Origin of the sequence: Nitrosomonas sp. Is79A3, from assembly GCF_000219585.1 — a bacterium.
Classification (GTDB): Bacteria; Pseudomonadota; Gammaproteobacteria; order Burkholderiales; family Nitrosomonadaceae; genus Nitrosomonas.
The window spans coordinates 3,003,797-3,027,055 of sequence record NC_015731.1 but is presented as its reverse complement, the minus strand read 5'-3'; the positions used below and the strand labels follow the sequence as shown (position 1 = coordinate 3,027,055).

The following is a 23,259-nucleotide window of genomic DNA, read 5'->3' as shown; positions in this document are numbered from 1 at the left end:
TTGAGATAAAGCCACGGCGTTAAGATGATGCAGGCGAAGTTATTAAGCCATCGTTTACCCTGGCTTGCCATTCTTCCACCCAACGTGAAAAATCGGCGGGTAGTAATGGAATCGAAACAAAATTTCCTTGCGCATAATCACAGCCTGTTTGCCGTAAAAGCTCCCAGTCGTTACGATCTTCAACCCCTTCTGCCACGACTTCCATACCCAGTTGTTTGGCCATCGATAAACTGGCATCATAGATGGCACGCAGCGTGTCATCCATCCAGGCGCGATGAACAAACCCCTGGTCAATCTTGAGTTCACTAAAAGGAATGTCGCGTAATTGAGCCATTGATGAATGCCCGGTACCAAAATCATCAATCGACAAATGAAAACGTTTGAGACGTAACCGAGTCAGAATCTCCAAAGGGATTCGTGTATCAGGCCCCATTAATTGGCTCTCCGTGACTTCGAGTGTGATTTTTTGCGGCGGCAGGCCATTCTCGGTAACCAGTTTCACTACGAGATCCTGAAAATCCAATGATGCCAGATTGTCCATTGAAACATTAATCGCTACACGTAGTATCTGTCCACTCTGATGCCATATTTTCGCCTGAGCCAGTGCTTGCTTCAGAACCAGGCCTGTCAAGTCGTTGATCAGATCATGCTGTTCTGCAGTATGGATAAACCGGTCCGGCAGTATCAGACCATCTTGCGGATGGTGCCAGCGTACCAGTGTTTCTACGCCGATTACGTCACCGGTGGCCACGGATACTTTAGGCTGGTAATAATTCACTAATTCATGATTGGAAATAGCCGATTGAATCTCTGCGGCGCCATAGATTTTTTTGTCGGATGGTTTGGCTGGAGAGTAGGGTTCCCATTTCTGCAATAATTCAGATAGTTTTTCTGGATTCACTGGCTTATGTAGATAGCCAAGCATCGGAATTTTATGCGCATGAACCAGTTTTTCCGCAGTTTTTAGCATGCGCTCATCTTCACCGCTAACCAATACAAGATTGCCTTGGTAGTTCCGGTCAACCAAGTAACGTACAAATTCAATCCCATCCATATCCGGCATATTCAAATCAAGCAGAATCAAATCTGGGCAGGTATCGGCGTGATCAATTTTTTTGAGAGCATCTCGTCCGTTGTCGCACGCGCTGACAGTAGTATAGCCTTGCTTGGCGAGCATCCGTGTCAGAAGCTTGAGCATAAAGGTGTCATCATCAAGGATTAATATCTTAATATCTGAGGCGCTCTGCATGACTTGCCTTTTCTTTGAATATTAGGGTAGGAATAATGAAAATTGTATGATTCATAATGCTATGAATCATACACTGTGTTTCTACTATGATGATAGTGATAGCTGGATTCCGGCGTGTAAGCAGGATTCGCGAGCAGCCTCGATGAGATGGCAGAAGTATGACTGAGCAGATAATGTGAATTTAGTCATCGATCAGTAGGTGCCCAAAAAAAGCAAAAACTCCGATGGCGATGCCGGTGACAAACTGTGCATGCACTAAGTGAGAAAATTTCTTGAGCTCATCGGGTGTGTAACGCCAAGTTAAAAACAGGCCGAAAAGTCCTTGCCAGATAACCAGCGCCAATAATGCTGGAAAGAAGAGAATATGACTGTAACGGGAAAATCCCATTAGCGAGATATGCAGCAGGATGACAGCAATGGCCGCGATACCGAAATAAATGTGCGTGCGGTTCATCCAGGTTAACAGTCGATTCAGATGGGATGAATCGATTGGAGAGGTGTAGTCCGGGAGCAGGCGCTGTGCCAATTTTCCTTGTCCCAGCAGCAGTTTCAATAAGGTACGGAAATAAATAAATACCAGCATCGCCAAACCAATTTTTCCAAAACCCTCACCCATCTCAGTCAGAAAAGTTTCACGCTCTTCAGGAATCGAGTGAACTGCGTATGCATAAATAAAATACGCCAATGAAACCAGTGCAATCACAAAGGTGTAAATAAGGATATTTCTAATATTGTTAAGTGATTTCTGCATGGTATGGATCAGTGCGTTTGATACCCCATGACCTTAATGATTTTCCACTCAAAATCATGGATATGGACATCTTCATTGGCTAGTGGCATGGAGAGAGCGCCTTTCGATAAAGGGGCTAGCTCCTGATTAATTTGATGTATTTTAGGGTCATGTGACATGCTTGCGTGCATTTCCATGTGATGATGCCCGTGGATAGGTACCATGCTGACAATCAATTGCGTCACATGGTAATTTTCATTGCCATTGTAGATAGTGCCACTAAAAATCCCCCAGCCGAAACCGGCGTCAATTTTTAGTTTCTTGATTGCTTCATCCGGTAGTTCAATCCACTTAGATTGAGTCTTGTGACAAGTGCTTTCGCTCTGGCCGGATTGTGCTGAGCTTAATTGATGAATGCATGGATTTGCGTTCGACTGAGACTGATCGGCGCTAGCGCTGTGTGAAACCAGGAGTATTGCCAGCGCTGTTTCAGCGCAAATAAGCTTGAAAAATTTTGAATGTTCAGCAGTTATCTTAGCCATCCGGTGCCTTTTAATGAATATCAGTATTTTAGGAAAGGGCAGTCAAGTTTGATTCTATCGATTCTTGCAATTGACTCCCCAATCGATGAGTTTTCTTTGGTTATGATTGTTGATTCTTTGTAGAGACCTAGTCCCGTCGTTTAATTCACCAGTGGTAACCATCATTATTGATGAGTCTACCAAAAAAGAAAAGGTCTCGTAAGGTGATACTGCCAGGCTGAGCAACTTGATCTGAGCTAGAACAAATTATTGGAAATAAATCTCGCAGTCATTTGGTAAATTCGTGCGTGTTGAGATGACTGGCGTAGCCGCAAAATATCCTCGCTAAATAATCGATTAGTTGTCTTTCAAGCTTAATGGGCATGTGATGTCACGTCTCAACAAGCGCCATGATAATTTTGGTATGCGCTTGTTGTTACGAAAATCATTCAGCGTCATTCCATTGCCATAAAGATTTAAAAATTTTTCACCGTTTGGTTCCATAATCTGCTCGCGTAGATAGCTTTCTTGAACAAACCCCAATGCCAAGCTATTTTTCTGCGCGAAGACGTTATCGCTGTACACGATAGTAGTCAGTTTATTCAGGCCAACCCGATTGAAAGCATAATCGAGTACCAGCAAGGTTGCCTCTAGGCCATAGCTTTTATTATGGTGTTCAGGGTTTGCAAAACCAATCAGAAACTCAGCACGCCGGTGATGGAATTGGATTTCGACAAGATTAGCAATACCGACAGGCTGATCAGTCGCTTTCTTGAAAATAATCCAATCAACCGATTTCAATTGACAGGGATGTTTCGCATTGGTTTCGCGCAACTTTATTGCCAAATCTTCAATGCGCTGATGACGAGGTATATAGTGATTATATTGTGTCATGAAAGTGTTATTTTTATAACATTGATGTAGATACTCAGCATCGTCTTCGCTGTATCGGCGAAGCGTGAGTTTCTCTCCGTCCAATGGTTCAATCCAAGCCGGATCAATCTCCAAGTAATTCTGCGCTGCTTTATGAAAATCAGGGCGGAGTTTAATTGCGCTACGAAAATGGCCTCTCGCTTCATCAAGCCTACCTAAGCTTTTGAGCGCTTGCCCGAGGTTATTGTGTGCTTCCGGATAGTTTTCTTGCAACTTGAGTGCCTGGCGATAACAATTGACAGCATCTTCTGCCTGATTGAGTTTTTGCAGCGCATTTCCCAGATTGTTCAATACATGAACGTAAGTTGGATGAATCTCAAGTGCTTTGCGGAAACTGATGACTGCTTCTTCCAATCGATTTTGCGACAAATAAACATTACCCAGAATATTATGCGCTTCAGCACGATTTGCATCGAGTGCTAATGATTGATGGCAATAATGTATTGCTTCTTCGATACGATTTTGTTCCCACAATGCATTCCCATAGTTACTATAAAAATCAGCACGCGAAGGATCTTTGTCAATTGCTTTAAAAAAATTATCATTTGCTGCCTGATAATGCCCTGTTTGCGCATAGATAATCGCAAGCAAATGCAAAGCATCCGGGAGATTAGGAGCGACAGTGCAAATACGCAGGCAATGCTTTTCTGCTTCCTGAAGCCTTCCGGCTTGATGGCATTGAATAGCCGCTTGCAGCAGAGCAGACAATGAAATACCAGTGTTAGGCACTGTCATCTTCTTTTTCATTTCCTGTTGTAAATTTCAGCCAGAGTGAGAATTCTTCTATTAAAACTATTAGTATCAATAGCATCCAGAATTTCTATTCAAATGATAGTACTGTCATCAAAGCGAGTGAAATTAATCAGGAGTAGCTCGGCCAGGTATAACAGAAGACCTCCGCTGATTGTTTTGATGAGATACTTACAACAACAGAATCTTTCAGGAGCCTATCAACGTAAAGTTCAAGTCTGTAAAACTTGGATTCCTATTAGGTCTGCGTATGTGGCGCCGCCAGTATCATCTATGGTAGTGAATTTTAATGTAGTTTCATCGTTAATACCTTCATAAGGATTCCCTTCTGTATCCATAATGACACCGCTGGCCATTTGGATATTGTAGGCCGTGTTAGTAACCAAATCCGTCGCTAGATTGATGATGACGGCACCATATCCATCAAACGTGACTTGATTGGTGTCATGAATGGCTATATTACGTGTGTCTGATCCGTTGGAGATAATAATATGACCATTGCCTGCAATTACGTCTTCATCAAAAAGTAAAAAAATATTGTTACTAACCCCGATGAATGACTCATCCCATGGATTGCTCTGTATCAGGAGTGGATTAGAGGACAAAGTTGTGAAGTTAAGCATAGTAGTATCACTGATACCTGCATAGGCATTGCCCGCTGTATCTGTAATAACGTCACTGCCCATCTGGATACTGTAGGTGGTGTTAGGGATCAAATCCGCTGTCGGATTGATAGTAATGGTGTTGCCCATTTTACTGTTACTAAACGCAACCTGACTTGCATCATTAATGGCGATAGTACGTGTATCCAAACCGTTAGAGATGACAATATTGCCGATGCCAGCCGCCACTTCTTCATCAAAGTATAATGTGATATTGTCATCAAGCTTTAAGGTTGAATCATCTTGTGGATTGCTCCATACCAGGAGTGGATTTGATGCGACGGATGTGTAATTGAGTGGATTAGCATTGCTGGTACCCGCATAGGAATTGCCTGCTGTATCCCTGATGACGCCACTGGCAATCTGGACACTGTAGGTGGTATTCGGAATCAAGTCTTCTAGCGGATTGATGCTTACCGTGCGATGCGACTCATCGGAGTAAGTGACTTGACTGACATCATTGATAGCGATAGTACGCGTATCCGAGCCATTAGAAATGATAATATCACCACTACCTGCCACTACTTCCTCATCAAAGTATAGTTTAAAAGTGTCATCAATTTTGAACTCCTGAGGGCCAAATAGCGCAGCGGAGCTGTCCCAACCGTTGCCGAGCAGCAGTGGATCAGAGGCGATCGTCGTGAAATTAAGTGTGGTTTGATCGCTGATACCGGAAAAGGAGTTTCCTGCTGTATCCCTGATGACACCACTGGTCATCGTAACATGGTATTTGGTGTTAGGAATCAAGTCCGCTGTCGGGTTGATCGTTACTTCACCATACTCGTTAAATGTGACCTGACTGGCATCATTAATAGCAATAGTACGCGTGTCCGAACCATTAGAGATGACAATATCACCGCTACCCGCCATCACCGCTTCATCAAAGGACAATGCAAGATTTTCATCAATTTTAATGGTATAGCTCGTAAGGCTGTCACTCCAGAAAAATTGGCCATTCCATGTATAACTACCAACAAACATTGGCGTTGTATTATCAATTTGGTAAATCGAATTAATTACATTTCCAATTCTTTTGCCGGATTCCTGATCGTTCTCTTTTGCTACGCTCATGGTATTAATCTCCTATTAACAATAATCGTTAGCCGATAACTACAATTCCTGTATTTGCGTAAAAGGTATCAAAATTTCCGGGGCTACCAATTCATAAGAACAGCCATTAATTGCCCTCTATACGATCCGCTGACTTTGCGGAGAGGATTTACATTCTGAAACAACAGGAAATTTCGTAATTCTGTGTGCAAGGTTCAAAAGACAATTTGACATATGAGACAACCGGTCGTATTATCTGTGCATGTCAAAATCAACCAAAAAAGAATTAAATAGAGAGAGTCTGCTAAGCCAAGGCGTCACTCGATTCATCGGACAAGGTTATCATGGCACCGGACTGCAAGAAATCTTGGATGCAGTCAATGTTCCCAAGGGTTCTTTTTATAATTATTTTGGCAGCAAGGAGGATTTTGGCGCCGATGTCATTCAGTACTACATTGATCCGTTTATTGCACAATTGGCAAGTTACTTGGATAACTCGGGTACCGATGCTCTTGGTGCAATCAAATGTTATTTTGATGAGCTTATTATAGAACTTGAAAAGAATGCGTTTAAAGGGGGGTGCCTCTTAGGCAATCTGATGGGAGAAATAGGCGATACCAGCGAAGTTTGCCAGAAATCTCTGCAGTCTGCGGTCAATCGCTACCGAGATCTTTTGCAACTGGGAATAGCTAAGGCGCAGCAACAAGGTACGGTAAGAAAAGATAAATCAGCAGAAGAAATGGCTGATCTGCTCATAAATACCTGGCAAGGCGCTTTACTGCGGATGAAGATAGAAAAATCATCCGCTCCGCTCAAACAGTGTTGTCAGAATTTATTGGGCGCTTATTTCAGACCTTAATTTTTTTACTGAGTAGAAATACGACTGGTCATATTTAATTAATTCTAACAGGCCGTTGAAGAACGTTTTCGAGGTAGCCGATGCAAGGCAAAAACAGGCGAAAAAGCGCAGTTTATGCTTAATAAATGAGCATTCTGAGTCTGTTTTTAACACCGCAGCGGCGACGCAGATAGTTTTTCGACGGCTTGCTAAGGGAGGCGAAATGCCGAAATATATAATAGAACGTGAAATTTCCGGAGCAGGTTCACTGACACCGCAAGATTTACAAGCCATTTCTCAGAAATCGTGCAATGTGTTGAACCATATGGGTCCAAGAATCCAATGGCTGGAAAGTTACGTGACGGATGACAAAGTCTATTGCATCTACATTGCACCCGACGAAGCGACTATCAGAGCGCATGCCGAACAAGGCGGGTTTCCCGCTCAGCGTGTTTCTCGAATCAAATCTGTGATTGATCCAACTACTGCCGAGCAGAATTAGAGCATTTCTCTCGGTTACGTAAATTGAGTACTGTTATGTTATAGAGGGAGGTAAAAATCATGCAATCCTATACTGCCATCCGTTCCACGATTTTAGTTCTGACTCTGGTTGTCGCGAGTACCCACGAATCGTATGCCGAGTCAGAAGCAATAACAGCAACCCAACAACAGCAGTCTTCCACCGGACATGGCGGTGGCCATAAGCATTATAAGGAATCCGAGATGGCGAATAAGCCAAGCCCGGATGGCCAGCTTGCGCCCAGGTTGCATAATTTAGGTACGCACACATTCCCCGTCAGTACCCGCAACCCGTTAGCACAGCAGTACATCAACCAGGGACTCAATCTTGCTTACGCGTTCAACCATGCCGAGGCACGCCGGTCGTTCCGTGAAGCGGCGCGATTGGATCCCGGGCTTGCGATGGCTTATTGGGGGCAAGCACTCGTGCTGGGTCCCAACATCAACGCGATGATGGAACCGAACGAAGAGCCACAGGCTTTGGAGATCGTGCAGCAGGCCAGATCATTGATGAAAAATGCATCACCGAAGGAGCAAGCGCTTATCAGCGCGCTCGAGAAGCGCTATTCCGGGCAGGCTGAGCAACGAGAGGCGAATAATAAGGCTTACGCAGAGGCGATGCAGGCAGTGCATGAGCGTTTTCCAGACGACCCGGATATTGCGATGTTCTATGTGGAATCCATGATGGATCTCCGGCCTTGGGGTTATTGGATGCTTGATGGCCAGCCGTATGAGGGAACAGCCGAAATCGTCGCGCTCACCGAGGAAGTGCTGCGGCGCAATCCGAAACATCCGGGGGCGCTGCATATGTATATCCACCTGATAGAGCCAACCAGTACGCCCGAGCGCGCAGAGCAAGCAGCCGACACGCTACTGACGCTGATGCCAACGGCGGGGCATATGATACACATGGCATCGCATATTTATCAACGTGTAGGCCGCTATGCCGATTCCATGAAGAGCAACCAGCTTGCAATCGCCGCCGATGAAGATTACATCACGCAGTGTCACGCGCAAGGGTTATATCCGATGGTGTACTACCCGCACAATATTCATTTTCTTTGGTTCGCAGCGACCGTGGATGGTCAAAGCAAGATTGCCATCCAATCCGCACGCGAAGTTGCCAGTAAGATTAGCGATGAAGTGTTGAAGGCAATACCGTTGACAGCAGTTTTCCGTGTAACCCCTTATTGGGCCCTCGCAAGATTTGGGCACTGGCAGGAAATTCTAGCTGAACCCGCACCGCCATCGACCAATCTATTTTTGACGGGAAGCTGGCACTATGTACGCGGCCTCGCATTGGTCGCAACAGAACAATTACAACAAGCCGAGCAAGAGCTGGAATCGCTACGCAAGATCATGAATGATCCATTGCTGGATGGTCCTCTTCTTTCAAAAAACACCACAAAAACGGTACTGAGTGCTGCACCGGAAGTACTCGCGGGTGAGATTGCTGCTGCGCGTGGACAGTTCGATCAGGCCATTACACACCTTGAGAAAGCAGTTCGTCTGGAAGATGCGCTGGTGTATACAGAACCGTTAGAATTTCATTTGCCGCCACGGCTGGCACTGGGTGCTATTCTGCTTAAATCAGGGCGGGCAGACGAAGCAGAGACGGTGTATTGGGAGGATCTGCGACGGAATCGTAACAACGGATGGGCGCTTTACGGATTGCAGCAGGCTTTGCGTGCGCAAAAGAAAGATGATCAAGCAAGGGTCATTGCAGCGCGGTTTGAGCAAGCCTGGGCGCGTGCAGACGTAAAATTGAGCGCTTCCCGTTTCGGGCGTTAGTGGAAGTAAAGTGCTGTGAATAAGGATCTTAGCCCGGATATTGCATGAATTCGCACTAAGGAACCTCTGAATAACTGTCATTTCGAGCAGAGCGAGAAATCTATACTGTTGATTGCCAAAGATTCCTCACTACGTTCGGAATGACAAAGGTGAGTTATTCAGAGATTCCTTAGTGCGAATTCATTAGAAATGCTATGAATTTCTTGAGAAAAGCTTTTCTTCCAACGTTTTGCCGTGGCTTAACTGCCGGTATTGCCAGTGATTGGTTTGAATACAATGCATGAGTTGCAGATCCATGCTGGGTTGCAAGTCAGGGTTGTATTCTACGATAAATTCATTTTTTTGCGGGTTAGTGACTTGTAAGACGCCTTCTAAAACTATGAATTTAGCAATTACCTCCGCTGCCGGACAATTTTCCATTTGCAGGGTAATGAATCGGGAAGCAGTCTGTTGCTGGTTAGCGCTTACTTTCTCGGTCTGCAAAATGCCATTTTCCAGCAGCAAAATTTGCTGACATAACCGGTCAAGTTCGGCCAAATCGTGAGAACTGATGATGAAAGTCGTCGCGGACGATAGTTCTGCAATGATTGATCGCACGGTCCGGACGCTCATAGGATCCAGCCCAGCGGTGGGTTCATCGAGTAAGATGAGCGCTGGTTTGCCGATCAGCGCTTGCGCGATGGCCACCCGTTTTGCCATGCCATGACTGAGTGCCAGAGGTTTTTCATGTGCGGCGTCTTTAAGTGCAAATATCTCTAACACCCGGCTGGCTTCCAGGTTTGCTTGTTGGTGAGTGAATCCTTGTAGCCGCGCATAAAAAACCAGTTGCTCTGTCAGCGTAAAGCTCGGGTCTAACCGGGCATCCTGGGGTAATGCCGAGACTTTGCCAATGAGTTGCGTGGTACCGGGCGGATGACCAAACACCCGGACAGTGCCGGAAGAAGGGTGTAGAAAACCAGACAAGATACTTAGCAAGGTGGTTTTTCCAGCGCCATTCGGACCTACCAAACCGATAGGTTCCCCCGCATTCAGTTCAAAACTGACATTGGTGAGGGCGGCTTTGCCGGAATAAGCGTGGCTAAGCTGCTGGCATTGAATAATAGGCGAATTCACAGGGCCTGCCTTGCCATTATCCAGCGCCCCAAGATTAACAAGATCAGGCTTTGCAGGAGCGGAATATAAGCCAATGACAGCGTTTGCCATCCGGACAGTTGCGCCAAATCAGATAATTGATAGCCGGGGATCAGGCATTTTAGAAAAGCCAGTACGGGGAGATAATAAGCTAAGCTGCCGATAATCCCAGCCAAAAACATCCAGATCAGAATAGCCCAGAGGGTTGCTTGCCGGGCAGATTTAACTTTGGCGGATAAAGCGGCCATCATGGCGGTAAAGGGTAGAACGACCAAGATTAAATTAACGTTTAAGATGAGTAGATCCGGTAGTGCAAAAGCAAGAAGCGACGCATCACGGGTCAGGGTCAGCGCGAGGGTGCTGAATAGGGCGCCACTGATCCACAGTGCCTGAATCATCATTGCGCCAACAAACCGGCCAAAGAACACGCTGTCGCGGCTGCTGCGTATGACAATAAAACGTAATGTGCCGCGCTCACGATCGGAACAGGTTTGATCGGCTGCAAGCATAATGCTCAACATCGGGAAGATCATCAGCGCAAAATGCCAAAATACGCCGAATTCAGGAATGGGCCAATGCTGGATTGCGCCAAAGCCAATCAACTCAAAAATACTGAATTCTGCCTGTAATCCCTTTTCCTGCACCAACAGCTCAGCGGCAAATCGAAGCGGATAAAGCAGAATAAAATACCAAATGACCGCAAAGGTCACTAGAGACACTATGCCTTTTCTGGTCGCAAAGCCTCTCTTGAGTTCAAACGCGCAGATGAGTAAGAGATGATTGAAGAAAGCTGGTTGCATTGTTGAATATTCAGAAATAGTCTAAGCGTTTATCTTGACTGGAAAATTCGGAGCATTTTACCTCGAATACACACACCAGCCGAATTTAAACTAGAAAAAGCACTTCCCCAGAGCGAGTAGAATCTACCCGCCTTAGCGGTAGGTACGTATTGTCCGCACCCAACCAGGCTTGTTCATGAGATACTTAATTCCAATATATGACAATCACTGCCATCAATTAACCGAGGAAAATCTATGACCACTCCCTATATGTACAAAACATCCATACCCGTTTTCAAACAATTGCTGAACAGCTTAAGCGCCATTTTGACGAAAGCCGAAGCCTATGCCGCCGCGAAGAAATTTGAACCGGCAGTATTGCTGAACGCCCGGCTATACCCGGATATGTTTCCCCTCATCCGGCAAGTGCAAGTTGCCGCCGATTTTGCCAAGAGTGTATCAGCGCGGCTGGCAGGTGTTGAAGTGCCGGTGTATGAAGATAACGAACAAACCTTCGCCGATTTGCAGGCACGAATTAGCAAGACCTTATCATTTATCGAGAGACTGACACCCGCACAATTTGAAGGCAGCGAAACGCGTGAAATCGTGTTACGCCCGGGCACACCGAAAGAGAAAAAGCTAGTTGGCCACAATTACCTGATCAATTACGGGCTGCCGCAATTTCTCTTCCATGTCACCACTGCCTATGCGATTTTGCGCCACAATGGTCTGGAAGTCGGTAAAGGTGATTTTATGGGTGCTTTTTAGGTTCTGTTGCACTATTTACCCGGCGCATTCCATGGTGAGGTTCTTCATTCATTTTAATGCAGGCAGGAGTGGTTTGAATTGAAGCATTTTCTTAGATACCTGGTGTTGAGTATTACTTTATTGCTTGTTTTTAGTGCTCATGCGCAACAATTTCCGAAAGGTAAGTGGGAGGTGACAACTCAAACAATAATGCCTCACATAATGACTCCACTGCCAGCCCATAAAGACATAATTTGCATTGATGATAAAAATCGGGGAAAACCGCCGATTGCTGTCCATGAGTCATGTGAGTTTTTTGACTATAAAATTATAAATAATGATGCTTCATGGCAAATGAAATGCAAAGGCGAATTGAAAATGAATGGCGCTGGAAGAATTATTTTCAGTGCAGATAGATATAAAGGTTCCGCGATCATCAAAATGAAAATGCCTCAGTCAGAGCCGATGGAAATAGACCACATCTACTCAGGTAAGCGAATTGGTGATTGCTAGGAGTCTGCCGGACTTGCGGCTGATCTACGGCACCGGTGGGAATGGCGGTTCTTATTTGCCCGAATTGTTTTCCATTCAACTATGAAAACCGTCAACGCGGAACAAGCTGCAGAATCGATCTTTGCGCTTCTCAAAGCAAATCCATGGCTGAATACGCCTGAAGTAATGACAGAAAATGATTTTCACGCGAAAGGTGAGGCCATTCTGTTTTTACAGCGGATGGCGACTCATGGCGTAAAAGGCTTTGGTGATACCAGCGAACCAGCGCAGCGGATAGCAAGCGGGTTTTTGCTGGACTTTATGGGCAAGCTGATGCAGCCTGAACATCCTTTAAACAGAAAGACCTGGCTTGTGGATGACTCAAAATCATTGATTGACCAAGCGTTGCAGATCATCGCTGCAGAAATTGTTGAAAGTCATCCCCGGTTTCAAGATTTGCATTAATAGTTTGCCTTCTGGAGGGATCGATTAATTCCTGGTTTCGCACCTGATCAAACAGCCACACCAAATAATCTGCCTACGGCCGCAGTTAAGCCCATTGCAAGCGCACCCCAGAATGTAACGCGGAGCGCACCGATAGAGATTGCCGCGCCGCCTGCGCGTGCGGCAAGGCCGCCTAAAGCTGCCAGAAATACCAGTGACGATACCGCAACCGCCGGTATAAGCTGAATGCCCGGCACATTCCATGCAATCAATAATGGCAGCGCAGCGCCAATCGTGAATGTACCCGCAGAGAAAAGTGCGGCCTGAATGGGGCGGGCTCTCACATTCTCAGCTAAACCTAATTCATCTCTCGCGTGTGCTCCCAATGCATCATCTGCCATTAGTTGCTCCGCCACTTGTCTGGCTAGATTGGAATCCAGTCCTCTTTTTTCATAAATATTGGCAAGTTCTTTCAGCTCAAATTCGAAGTCATTTTTTATTGATTCTTTCTCAAGTTCCAGATCAGCTTTTTCTGTATCGGATTGAGAGCTGACCGATACATATTCGCCGGCAGCCATAGACATCGCGCCGGCAACCAAGCCAGCAACGCCAGCAAGAAGAATATCTGCATGTGCAGCTTGAGCTGATGCCACGCCGATAATAAGGCTGGCTGTTGAAACGATACCATCATTGGCGCCAAGAACAGCAGCGCGTAACCAGCCGATGCGATGTGATCGATGTATTTCATGGCGGCTCATAATACTTCCCTCCGGTATTTTTAAGTGTATTCTTAGATAAAGCATTCTTATCCATTTTTCCTGATTCTTGCTTTTTTCTGGTTTACAGAACTGGCAACTAAAAAGCAAGAACAGAGTAACTTGATTTCAATTTCATCACATTGCGTTGATATCGATCCATAATTGAAGCTGTCAATGATTTTGAATGCTGTTAGTATGAAACGATATCGATTTATACTTCTTAATGATGACAGTGCAAGATTATCAAGGCATCGAGAAACCCTAAATTACGGTTTATTTTAACCAGTGGAGCGTGAATGAAATGCAGAAATTTAGTTTCATTGTTTTACTAGCCTTCTTGCTTAATACCACTAGCTTGATGGCTGAATCTCCAGCGCCCGTCAACAAGAGCGAGAAAGATCAGGTGAGAGAGATTATTCGTCATGTTCTGGAATCCAATGAGAAATTCGTTAATGGCTTGCCGCCGGAGTACTTCGCTCATTTTATTCACGGGCAAAAGCCTATGGCCACCATGGTAACCTGTGCCGATTCCCGTTTGCATACGCATGCGCTGGATATTCATCCTGACGGAGACCTTTTTCTAGTTCGCAACATTGGCAATCAGGTTTCAACCGCTGAAGGATCGATTGAATATGGCATCCGTCATCTGCATACCCCGGTATTATTCATTATAGGGCATTCCTCTTGCGGCGCGGTTGAGGCGGCAATGTCTAAACCGGCGCATCTTGAACCATCCATTTGGCGTGAATTAGATACAATAAAGGTTGCTGGTCATAAATCGGATGATCCCGCAGAAGTTAAAGCAAGTGTTGAATCAAACGTGAACCATCAGGTTTCGTCCGCCATAAAGAAATATGCAACAGAAGTCAATGCAGGACATTTGACTATCATTGGCGGTGTTTATGACTTTCGCAATGACTATTCTCAAGGCAGTGGCCGTCTTGTCATGATTAATGTTAATGGCGAAACAAACTTGGCGGAAATCAAGAAAATGCCTGTCGTTAATTACAAATAAACGTAAAGTGCGTTCTCAAATATAGGGAACCTCTTAGGTTATCGGTTGTGGTCAACTGTGCAAAGACATTAGGCTACTGGCAGGCAGTCAGGAAAATGGATGAAACAAAAACCGATTACTCAGAGAACCTTTGATGTCAGGGCGGATTCAAAAGCGGCGCTTGCTACCAGCCAGCTGATACATCGAAAAATTCTGGTTCGCTTGTTTCTGGGATGGTTGCTGCTTTGCATCACCATTGGCGGTATTGTCTTGTGGCTGGAAATCAATCGTTTTCAGCAAGTAATCCATGAACTGGCATTGAAGGAGTCTGCGACATTAAGCGCAGAGTCACCCTACAATCTGAAGCAATTGGATGGAGCGGCTTATCAGCATTTAACAAACTTGGCGCAGCAGCTTGTTAACCAACATTTCGTTGTGGTTGAGCTTTATGATCTCGACAAACAACTCAGGATTGAAGCCGTCCGGCAGGGACAGGAAGCTACTGAGCAGTGGATTGACCAATATCGCCACCGGTTTCCACAACAAGGAGAGTTCTCCAACCAATTCCGTTTGATCAATAACACGTTTCTGATGGTCATACTGATCCCGATGAAAGGATCGCAGAATACTCTGGCTGGTTATTTCGAGGGCATTTACCAGGTTGATCAGCAGACTCAGGATTCGATCCGGAACGAGCTGCTTCGCACATTACTATTTATAACCATCAGCATCACGGTAACTACCCTCCTGATGTATCCAATCATCCTGACGCTTAATCGGGGATTGATCAAGCTTTCAGACGATCTCTTAATGGGAAATATGGAGCTAATGAATGTGCTGGGTTGTGCCATTGCAGAACGTGATTCTGATACCAATAGCCATAACTACCGGGTAACTTATTATGCGTTGCGGCTTGGAGAAACCATAAGGCTCTCTCGCGAAGATATCCGCAACCTGATAACGGGGGCCTTCTTGCACGATGTGGGTAAAATCGGTATTCGCGATCCGATTTTGCTGAAATCCGGAAAATTGACGCCACAAGAGTTTGATGTCATGAAAACCCATGTTTCTCTGGGCGTGGATATTTTGAGCAAATCAAGCTGGCTCGGTGGCGCACGCGATGTGGTTGAATTTCATCACGAGAAATACGATGGCAGCGGCTATCTGCAGGGACTCAAAGGTGAATCGATCCCATTGAATGCGCGGATTTTCGCCATTGCCGATGTGTTCGATGCGCTTACTTCCAAACGCCCTTATAAGGAATCATGGACTGTGGATGCCGCGATCGCCATGCTTGAGCAGAATAGTGGCAGTCATTTCGACCCGAAGCTGGTGAGTACTTTTGTAACAATTGCGCCAGCGCTTTACCATGAGGTCAGTTGTTTGGAGGAGCATCAGATGGTGACATTGCTGCAACACCGCATTGCCCATCTTTTTCTGACAACTGCAATTAACACCGGCAGCAAATAAAATGCTCGTATTGGAAGTGTTGTGAATTTAGAAGAAATAGTTACGCATTATGGCTATATCGGCATCCTGGCGGGTACCTTTCTTGAAGGTGAAACCATATTGGTGATTGCGGGATTCTTAGCGCATCGCGGTTACTTGGAGCTACCTTTCGTCATAGCCGCCGCATTTGTGGGTACGTTAGCGGGCGACCAATTATATTTTCACATTGGCCGTAGGAAAGGCAAGGAATTCATTGACAACAAGCCGGGCTGGAAAGCAAAAACTGATCGCGTGTTCAAACTGCTTGAAAAATACCATACTTTATTCATATTAGGATTTCGTTTTCTATATGGTATTCGAACAGTCGCGCCATTTGTTTTAGGCGCCAGCGGGATCTCCCCAATTCGTTATCTTGCCCTCAACCTATGCGGGGCACTGATCTGGGCAATCGTGATAGGAATGCTGGGATATTATTTCGGCCACGCGATTGAAATTCTGCTGGGTGAAATAAAGCAGTATGAAGAATGGGTCATCATGGGTTTGCTGTTAGTGGGTGCCACGGGATGGGTCGTATATAAATGAGAATGCTTTTTTTGGGGTAGGCCGAATGTTATTGCGGCAGGCAGGGGATCGAACTTTGATCTCTTTATGATATTTCAATCATTTATTTCGCCTCTGCTATTTCCCTATCATTTCAAGTTATTTACATTAGCTTAAGAAAAACAAATGCTATATTAAATTAAATCTAAACTCATTCGCTAAAACTCTCGAGAATACTGTCACCTATAATCATAGTTTATTCACGGTAAAAACATTAATTTTCTTTACGTTAACACCACTTAAGAAGGCTACCTAAATTGAGCAGCATATTCCTCAGTCATTCACATGCTGACAAAATATTTGCAAAGAAGCTTGCCGCTGATCTACGTAGAGCGGGACATGGCGTTTGGATAGATGAGGCTGAAATTAATATCGGTGACTCACTGATCGAAAAGATCCGCGAAGGCCTAGATCAAGTAGATTTTGTTGCGGCAATACTTTCTTCCGCATCAATAAGCAGCCCGTGGGTTACGCGTGAACTCGATATTGCATCAAATCGGGAGATAGACGAGAAAAGAATAGTAGTATTACCACTTATGTTAGAACCGGTTGAACTTCCTGGATTCCTTAAAGGTAAGTTTTACGGCGACTTTACTGATCTCTCTTGGTATGAAGAAACCCTTTCTCTACTTCTTCGAAAACTAAATCCAGCAATAGAGCCAGTTCAACCTTCTGAAGCTGAAATAGCTACTTTACGTGCTCAATTGGCTACCGCAAAAGCGGTGGCAGCGCAGCACGAAGAGGCATTGCAGGCACATCAAAGAATTGCGCTTAGAGGTAAAAGTGAAAAGCTTGTTAAAGCAATTCTGGCGGCAAATAAAAAGTTTCCTTTTCATGCACCAGTTAACACCACCCATGCATTTGAAGTTTCTAATACTCTTATAACACTTGATTATTTACTATGGGTCATCGCAAAATCAAACCGGAAAGGCGGTCATCCCTTAGAGGTACTTCTCAGCACAGATAACAAATGGCGAGAAGTTGAAGCTATGCTTGAAGCATACGATGATTTGCTCCACGCAATTTAATGCGAATTCTTCCCTTTAGTTGAACTGCGCAATAGTTATTGCGCCGAATGATAATCTTGGTGTAATGCGCTTCGCTTGTTGACACCCTACCTCATTGATAAGTGAGTGTTCATTAAGCGTTATTTGTTTGAGCGGGTTGTTTTATCAGAAATTAAGCAGGAATATCCAATTCTTGATGAAGTTTCCAGGTCATTTTTTGCTCGTGCCGCGTGTTGTTTAGAACTTTGAATTTTTAGAGGTGCCCATAAGGAATCTCTGAATAACTGTCATTTCGAGCAGAGCGAGAAATCTATATTGTTGATTGCCAAAGATTCCTCACTACGTTCGGAATGACAAAGGTGAGTTATTCAGAGATTCCATAAAGTAATCATCAGGATCTGAACGGGAGGATCTGATCATGCGTGGACAGATTAAACTATTGGTTTGTTGCTTGGGCTGTGTGATTTCATCCGCTGCAGTCGCGGATGAGCGGAGGGTGTCCGCTTGGTTGCATGAGGTTAAGTTCGGTGTGCTTCACCATGACACGGGTGATTTGTGGAGTGGCTTCCGTCGCGAGAACGGCGTTGATCTGAATCTGGAAGGTATTTTTTCGCCGCATATTAAATTTTTGGGCGGAACCGTTCGTCCCGCTTTAGGCGGATCGGTAAATACTAACGGTGATACGTCCAAACTTTACTCCGGCCTTCGCTGGCAATACGAACACGCGAGCGGTATGTTTTTTGGTGTTGGTTTGGGCGGGGCGATTCATGACGGCAAACTTCATCTTCAGCACAATGACCGCAAAGCACTCGGATCACGAGTGCTGTTTCACATTCCGGTCGAAATCGGCTACCGCTTCACTGCCAAAAGTTCATTATCCGTGTACTTTGATCACGTCTCCAATGCCTATCTCGCGAGTTCCAATGAAGGCATGGATACCTTGGGCGGGCGTTTCGGTTACCGATTTTAGGGGGCAGTATCCCTGAAGCGCAACCAATCCTCAGCTCCTGAGCGTTGGCAGTTGTTCGTCTTTGGGCACAAACTTCAGTGCAGTGCCGTTGTTGCACCAGCGTTCTCCACGCGGCGGCGGACCATCATTAAATACGTGGCCTTGATGACCCCCGCAGCGCACGCAATGGTATTCCGTGCGCGGCTTGATCATCTTGAAATCAAGCTTGGTCGTTATGTGTCCAGCGATGGGGTGGGTAAAACTTGGCCAGCCTGTACCGCTTTCATATTTAGCCGTGCTTTCAAATAACGGCAGATAACAGGCGGCGCAAATAAAGGTGCCTTCACGATCCTCATACACCAGATTGCTGGATTCCGGGCGTTCGGTTTCTTCTTCAAACAAGATCTTGTAAGCTTTGGGCGAGACTAACCCGCGCCATGCTTCGTGGGGTTTGTTTAAGGGTGTAACCGGATTGGGCACATCTCCAATTACATTTTCACGCAAGCAGGCGGGAATCAGCGGAAACACGGCCACCATGGCGAGGCTTTTTAACAAAGTGCGTCGTTTCATCAAGTTTTCTCCAAAGCAGGGGTATTTTACGTAGGTTGATCAGTTTGAGCGTATTTCATACCACTCAGTCAGTTTTTTATTCGAGCTATCTCATCCAGTGCTTCCAATACTGAATGACGCAGTGCTAGCCATTCAGTTCCGTCACTGAGAACATATTTCTGGTTAATCTCTAACTCGATCCCTGCATACACGTCCGCTGGAAACCGGCGGCGCAAGTAAGTCGTGAATCCATCCGCTTTACCGGTATAAGGATAATTGCGCCGCACCGTCAAACCAGGCGCTTTTGTTTTGAGGGCTGCTTGCCAGCGCTGGCATAGCGCTCGTTCAGCGGGTCGTGATGGATCATACAGCAAGCCGATATCGGCCTTACGTGCTTGCCCATCAAGTTCCGGCGTGAAACTGTGTGAAGAGATATGGATGACCCGGTTTCCGTGCCGGATCGTTTCAGCAATCGCCAGCTCGACCCGATTGCGGTAAGGCAGATAGTATCGTGCCAGAATCTCTCGCCGCGTGTCATTCGGCAGGCAGCGAGTTATTTCGGAGAATAGGTTTGGATGCGCAATGGAGCGGTTTAGATCAACCAATAAACGGCTTGTGGTAGCGGCGAACAAGGAAGCATCGAGCTTCCGGGCCATTTCCCTGGCCATGCGTAATGCGCCGAAGTCATAGCCGCGATGACTGTGCAGCAAGGATTCAAATCCGCGAAAGATAGATAGATAGGTATGTGGTATTCGATTCCCTCCGTGCTCACAACTAATGACAAAATGTGTGGCCACGATTGATTCTCTTACCTTATTTTTTGGAAATTCCAGAAAACATGCGTCCTTCCGCTAAGCAATCACACAGCTCGCGGTAAACCGTTTCCAGCCGCGCTGGACTAAAATCCTGGTTAACTGCTTGTAAGATCCGGCGTGCGAGCGGACCCTGTTCCAGTAGGGTAGTAAGCGCTTCTTGCCAGATTTCTGATTGTGTTGTTTGCTTGGGTTTCATTGAAGCGATGAGATGTTGCCAGAGTTCTCGCGCCTCACAGCGCGGCGCAGGAAAACCCATTAATTCCAAATATTCTCGATCGGTTATGATCGTTTGTTCAGCATGCCGGATACAATCACGCAGGATGTTGACCAGCGCATCCGTGCTGATTGCCTGTTGCTCAGCTTGCGGTGCGGTTTGCTGATCATACAACGCGTGCACAACGTCACGCACGGCAGCGGCTATAGCCAGATCGGCATATGGACATTCCTGCACGTCGATCACACGGATTTCAATGGCATGCCGGATAAAGCGCGCCGCTGCGCCACGGACATTGAGCCATTCGTGTTGCAATACCCCCTCTAAATCCAGTTGTGCGCTCTCACGGTACATCGGCGCCAGAATCTGTGTTTCATATGCGGCATGGCTCGTAATCGTGTCGGGTATCACTTTCCCCATCGTCGAGGGGATTTTCATTTGATGTGTCAGATAATTTTCCATGCGGAAATCCAGAAATCCGGCCTGACGGCCTTCAGCAATCGGTGAACTTGCTGCCAGCGCAGGAAGGATGGGCAGCACTAACCGGATAGCTGCGTGCAAGCGGGAAAATTCCTGATTATCAGCAAACGGCAAGTTAAGATGCATGCTTTGCAGATTCGCCCAGCCGTGGCGCTTGCAATCAAAAATACGATCATAGGTACGGTAGATTTCTGCATTGTCGTACGGCCATAGCTGGGTTTCATGACGGGGATTCATCCAGGGATGCATGGCGGAAGGCATCAGCCTTGCGCCCAAGGGCTCGAGTTCACTATTGATGCGCTGAATTTCGCTCTGGAATAGATCCGGAAGCGATTCAATGACAGGCTCCGGGTTTAAATTCTTTAACTCAATCAGATGCAGCACGATCTCATTGGACCAGGCAAGCCGGCCATGCGTGACTTCAGAAACAAACTTGCCCGAGAGTTTGTGCAACAGCTTATCTGCAATGGGCATAATTGAAAGATTCTTGCGGCCGACAATCATGTACTCCAATTCAATACCGTAACCGGTAAAAGCTGGCAGCGGAGCATTCACCGCTGATTACCCCGTTTACGGATTTCTATCCGGCGTAAGAACACTTCCATGATTTGCGCATACACAGCATCTTTGAGTATGCCGTCTTCATTGCCGGCATCTACATTAGGGTTGTCATTGATTTCGATAACATAACATTTCTTGCCAATCTGTTTGATATCCACCCCATAAAAACCATCGCCGATCAGATTGGCTGCCTTGAGCGCAATTTTTACTACCTTGACTGGCGTTTCTTCCAGTGATATGGCCTGCGTGAGCCCTTCGATATAATCGCGTTTTTGCTCACCATGTTTGATAATTTGCCAGTGCCCGGGTGCCATGAAGTATTTGCAGGCGAATAATGGACGGCGGTCGAGGATGGCTATTCGCCAATCAAACTCAGTCGGTAAATATTCCTGTGCAACAATCAGCTCAGACTTATCCAGCAGTTCGTTCACTTTGTTTCGCAACTCTTCTTCTGAAGTAACTTTGACGACGCCCAGCGAGAATGAGCTATCCGGCTGCTTGAGCACACAGGGTAAGGCCAGTATGGGAATGACTTGTTCCAGGTTGTCCTTGTGTACCAGTATGGTTTTAGGCACGGGGATATGGTGCCGGATCAATAACTCCGCTAAATAAACCTTGTTGTTGCATTTCAGTATGGAGTTCGGATCATCGATTACCACCAACCCTTCTGCAACCGCGCGCCGCGAGAAACGATAGGTGTAATGGTTAACAAATGTAGTGTCGCGAATAAACAGCGCATCAAATTCCGGTAACCGTCCTAGATCAGTCCGCGTAATCAATTCCACATGCATTCCCAAGTTTTCTGCGGCTTTCTCGAAATGTTTCATTGCCTTGGCATTGGATGGCGGCTCGGTATTATCCGGGTCATGCAGGATAGCCAGGTCGTAGCGTGGTGTAACCAGTTTGGTCGGCCACGGTGTATGCCGCGAAAAATAATCCGTTGCAGCCTGCACGACAAAGTCCTGATGTTGTGGCGGAATATCATTAGTGGCGATGGTCTTTATGCTACGAATACTCCATTGATTGCCGTGACGATCAAAATAAGCGCGCAACAAAGGAGCCTGCAACAAGTTAAATAACTGACGGCTCAGATGATCGTAATGTTTGGCCACATTGTGACCAAAATAGATACTGAGTTCGAAGTGATCCGATTTGATCGCTGACAGGGATTTTTGTACTAATTCATCCAGATTCTCAGTGAGCAATCTTACCAAGCTCGGGGATTGCATATCCTCGATGGCATTAACCCGCGGCAGAGGTTTATGTCCTCGCGCCTCCGCGAGTAGCGAAACATAATATCCAAGGCTTTGGTAGCGATAGGATTTACACAAATTGAACACGCGCGCCCTGAGCTGTCCCCCATAAGCTGGATCAGTCAGATACACTCTTGCAGATACCACTGTTACGTCGGGGATATCCAGCGGCCAATCATGCGGGTTGCTCACGACAATGAGAATACTCATGGCATTTTAGCGACTTGTTGTTTATGTGCAGAATGGATAACGAGCAAATTGGAATCATATGTCACGATTCCTAAGAGAATCGCGCTGATTACCCGATCAATATTACTCCAGTACTCTTGAATTGGCCCGTAAGGATCGGCAACCAGCAAAGTACGCTTGGTTCGATTATATCCAGTGATAATAACAAAATGCCCCGAGGGGACGCCACGTACATCATCCGGTGTGTCATCCGGTCCATATTCACGCGCGACACGATATAAAAATGTTGAACTCAAGCCAGTTAGAATCGGCAGGCCACGGCGCAGGAGTCCATGAATCAGAGAATGGGAAAGATCAGCCAATCGCAGGCGGCCGCCCAGACTCAAAAATTCCAGATAACCTTCAGTAACGTATTGCAATCTCCTGTTCGTTTTGATCTCACATTGTTGCCGCAATCGCTCGGCGATATCGACACCCGCGACAAACCAGGTAGGATCGAATACCGTCAAGTTGTAGGTATAGATCGTCGCCTGAAAACCACTACGCAGTGCATCACAAGCCAGAAAAACATCAAAGGTACCGGCACCGCTTTCCAGCTTTCGTGTGCGGGCTATAATATCTTTCAGCGATTCGCTTTTTCCCCAATAGTTGTAAATAGCATGCAAGCAAGTCGGGCCACAGGTGGTTTCATCCGGTTGCGGCAGTATTTTTATGGGTAAGTGGTGTACTGGTCGTAACAAACATGGTAAGCAATTAAGGATTGGCTGAATAAGTCCTACTGTGGAACATATCTGCATCGTGCGGC

General features: G+C 46.0%; 24 protein-coding genes. 11 read left to right on the top strand and 13 right to left on the bottom strand.

The annotated features are described in order from the left end of the window. Nucleotides 1-19 precede the first annotated feature (19 nt). The 5 genes from NIT79A3_RS14150 to NIT79A3_RS14130 all read right to left on the bottom strand — a co-directional run bounded on the left by NIT79A3_RS14150 (nt 20) and on the right by NIT79A3_RS14130 (nt 5,916). Nucleotides 20-1,249, bottom strand: a complete 1,230-nt coding sequence (locus tag NIT79A3_RS14150; protein ID WP_013966845.1) for an EAL domain-containing protein — start codon at nt 1,247-1,249, stop codon at nt 20-22. A 181-nt stretch (nt 1,250-1,430) separates the two neighbouring features. Then, nucleotides 1,431-2,000, bottom strand: coding sequence for a hypothetical protein (locus NIT79A3_RS14145; protein ID WP_013966844.1), 570 nt, complete (start codon nt 1,998-2,000; stop codon nt 1,431-1,433). Nucleotides 2,001-2,008: 8 nt separating this feature from the next. Beyond that, entirely contained in the window at nt 2,009-2,521 is a 513-nt protein-coding gene (locus NIT79A3_RS19180) for a hypothetical protein (RefSeq protein ID WP_013966843.1), read from the bottom strand. A 336-nt stretch (nt 2,522-2,857) separates the two neighbouring features. Further along, nucleotides 2,858-4,168: a GNAT family N-acetyltransferase gene (locus tag NIT79A3_RS14135; RefSeq protein WP_041360365.1), complete on the bottom strand. Its 1,311-nt coding sequence runs from the start codon at nt 4,166-4,168 to the stop codon at nt 2,858-2,860. Between the two features lie 227 nt (nt 4,169-4,395). Further along, nucleotides 4,396-5,916, bottom strand: coding sequence for an Ig-like domain-containing protein (locus NIT79A3_RS14130; RefSeq protein ID WP_013966841.1), 1,521 nt, complete (start codon nt 5,914-5,916; stop codon nt 4,396-4,398). Nucleotides 5,917-6,157: 241 nt separating this feature from the next. Here NIT79A3_RS14130 and NIT79A3_RS14125 point away from each other — a divergent pair, with 241 nt between their 5' ends. From NIT79A3_RS14125 to NIT79A3_RS14115, 3 genes are all read left to right on the top strand, one after another. After that, entirely contained in the window at nt 6,158-6,754 is a 597-nt protein-coding gene (locus tag NIT79A3_RS14125) for a TetR/AcrR family transcriptional regulator (protein ID WP_013966840.1), read from the top strand. Between the two features lie 202 nt (nt 6,755-6,956). Next, the gene (locus NIT79A3_RS14120) at nt 6,957-7,235 is read left to right on the top strand and encodes a DUF4242 domain-containing protein (protein WP_013966839.1); all 279 of its coding nucleotides are present in this window, start codon (nt 6,957-6,959) and stop codon (nt 7,233-7,235) included. 59 nt (nt 7,236-7,294) lie between these two features. Further along, complete coding sequence (locus NIT79A3_RS14115) at nt 7,295-9,043, top strand: hypothetical protein (RefSeq protein WP_013966838.1); 1,749 nt, start codon at nt 7,295-7,297, stop codon at nt 9,041-9,043. Nucleotides 9,044-9,235: 192 nt separating this feature from the next. Here the strand turns inward: NIT79A3_RS14115 and NIT79A3_RS14110 are convergent, their stop codons facing one another. Together NIT79A3_RS14110 and NIT79A3_RS14105 are read right to left on the bottom strand one after the other, a co-directional pair. Continuing rightward, complete coding sequence (locus tag NIT79A3_RS14110; RefSeq protein WP_198009365.1) at nt 9,236-10,246, bottom strand: ABC transporter ATP-binding protein; 1,011 nt, start codon at nt 10,244-10,246, stop codon at nt 9,236-9,238. Then, nucleotides 10,153-10,974, bottom strand: a complete 822-nt coding sequence (locus NIT79A3_RS14105; protein WP_013966836.1) for an ABC transporter permease subunit — start codon at nt 10,972-10,974, stop codon at nt 10,153-10,155. The genes NIT79A3_RS14110 and NIT79A3_RS14105 overlap by 94 nt, the downstream gene beginning before the upstream one ends. 234 nt (nt 10,975-11,208) lie before the next feature. On the opposite strand from NIT79A3_RS14105, the gene NIT79A3_RS14100 reads away from it, so the two are divergent. The 3 genes from NIT79A3_RS14100 to NIT79A3_RS14090 all read left to right on the top strand — a co-directional run bounded on the left by NIT79A3_RS14100 (nt 11,209) and on the right by NIT79A3_RS14090 (nt 12,657). Continuing rightward, the gene (locus NIT79A3_RS14100; RefSeq protein ID WP_013966835.1) at nt 11,209-11,721 is read left to right on the top strand and encodes a DUF1993 domain-containing protein; all 513 of its coding nucleotides are present in this window, start codon (nt 11,209-11,211) and stop codon (nt 11,719-11,721) included. Between the two features lie 78 nt (nt 11,722-11,799). Then, nucleotides 11,800-12,213: a DUF3617 family protein gene (locus NIT79A3_RS14095; protein WP_013966834.1), complete on the top strand. Its 414-nt coding sequence runs from the start codon at nt 11,800-11,802 to the stop codon at nt 12,211-12,213. A gap of 81 nt (nt 12,214-12,294) precedes the next feature. Continuing rightward, nucleotides 12,295-12,657, top strand: a complete 363-nt coding sequence (locus tag NIT79A3_RS14090; RefSeq protein WP_013966833.1) for a hypothetical protein — start codon at nt 12,295-12,297, stop codon at nt 12,655-12,657. Nucleotides 12,658-12,704: 47 nt separating this feature from the next. On the opposite strand, the gene NIT79A3_RS14085 is transcribed toward NIT79A3_RS14090, so the two are convergent. Beyond that, nucleotides 12,705-13,394 carry a VIT family protein gene (locus NIT79A3_RS14085; RefSeq protein WP_013966832.1) on the bottom strand — a complete coding sequence of 230 codons (690 nt, stop codon included), beginning with the start codon at nt 13,392-13,394 and terminating at the stop codon, nt 12,705-12,707. A 301-nt stretch (nt 13,395-13,695) separates the two neighbouring features. Between NIT79A3_RS14085 and NIT79A3_RS14080 the strand changes: the two genes are divergently transcribed. The 5 genes from NIT79A3_RS14080 to NIT79A3_RS14060 all read left to right on the top strand — a co-directional run bounded on the left by NIT79A3_RS14080 (nt 13,696) and on the right by NIT79A3_RS14060 (nt 18,414). After that, nucleotides 13,696-14,409: a carbonic anhydrase gene (locus NIT79A3_RS14080; protein WP_013966831.1), complete on the top strand. Its 714-nt coding sequence runs from the start codon at nt 13,696-13,698 to the stop codon at nt 14,407-14,409. A 99-nt stretch (nt 14,410-14,508) separates the two neighbouring features. Then, on the top strand, nt 14,509-15,858 hold the full coding sequence (locus NIT79A3_RS14075; RefSeq protein WP_013966830.1) for an HD domain-containing phosphohydrolase: 1,350 nt from the start codon (nt 14,509-14,511) through the stop codon (nt 15,856-15,858). A gap of 21 nt (nt 15,859-15,879) precedes the next feature. Beyond that, nucleotides 15,880-16,419: a DedA family protein gene (locus tag NIT79A3_RS14070; protein ID WP_013966829.1), complete on the top strand. Its 540-nt coding sequence runs from the start codon at nt 15,880-15,882 to the stop codon at nt 16,417-16,419. Nucleotides 16,420-16,694: 275 nt separating this feature from the next. Then, a complete protein-coding gene (locus NIT79A3_RS14065) occupies nt 16,695-17,465 on the top strand; it encodes a toll/interleukin-1 receptor domain-containing protein (RefSeq protein ID WP_013966828.1) in 771 nt (256 codons plus the stop codon). A gap of 397 nt (nt 17,466-17,862) precedes the next feature. Then, complete coding sequence (locus tag NIT79A3_RS14060; protein WP_013966827.1) at nt 17,863-18,414, top strand: acyloxyacyl hydrolase; 552 nt, start codon at nt 17,863-17,865, stop codon at nt 18,412-18,414. A gap of 30 nt (nt 18,415-18,444) precedes the next feature. On the opposite strand, the gene msrB is transcribed toward NIT79A3_RS14060, so the two are convergent. The 5 genes from msrB to NIT79A3_RS14035 all read right to left on the bottom strand — a co-directional run bounded on the left by msrB (nt 18,445) and on the right by NIT79A3_RS14035 (nt 23,194). Next, the gene (gene msrB, locus NIT79A3_RS14055; protein ID WP_013966826.1) at nt 18,445-18,963 is read right to left on the bottom strand and encodes a peptide-methionine (R)-S-oxide reductase MsrB; all 519 of its coding nucleotides are present in this window, start codon (nt 18,961-18,963) and stop codon (nt 18,445-18,447) included. Nucleotides 18,964-19,031: 68 nt separating this feature from the next. Further along, the gene (locus NIT79A3_RS14050; RefSeq protein ID WP_013966825.1) at nt 19,032-19,739 is read right to left on the bottom strand and encodes an N-formylglutamate amidohydrolase; all 708 of its coding nucleotides are present in this window, start codon (nt 19,737-19,739) and stop codon (nt 19,032-19,034) included. A 16-nt stretch (nt 19,740-19,755) separates the two neighbouring features. Next, nucleotides 19,756-21,006: a glutamate-cysteine ligase family protein gene (locus NIT79A3_RS14045; RefSeq protein WP_013966824.1), complete on the bottom strand. Its 1,251-nt coding sequence runs from the start codon at nt 21,004-21,006 to the stop codon at nt 19,756-19,758. Then, on the bottom strand, nt 21,003-22,475 hold the full coding sequence (locus NIT79A3_RS14040) for a RimK family protein (protein WP_013966823.1): 1,473 nt from the start codon (nt 22,473-22,475) through the stop codon (nt 21,003-21,005). The genes NIT79A3_RS14045 and NIT79A3_RS14040 overlap by 4 nt, the downstream gene beginning before the upstream one ends. Then, a complete protein-coding gene (locus NIT79A3_RS14035) occupies nt 22,472-23,194 on the bottom strand; it encodes a hypothetical protein (protein WP_041360364.1) in 723 nt (240 codons plus the stop codon). The genes NIT79A3_RS14040 and NIT79A3_RS14035 overlap by 4 nt, the downstream gene beginning before the upstream one ends. Nucleotides 23,195-23,259 lie beyond the last annotated feature (65 nt).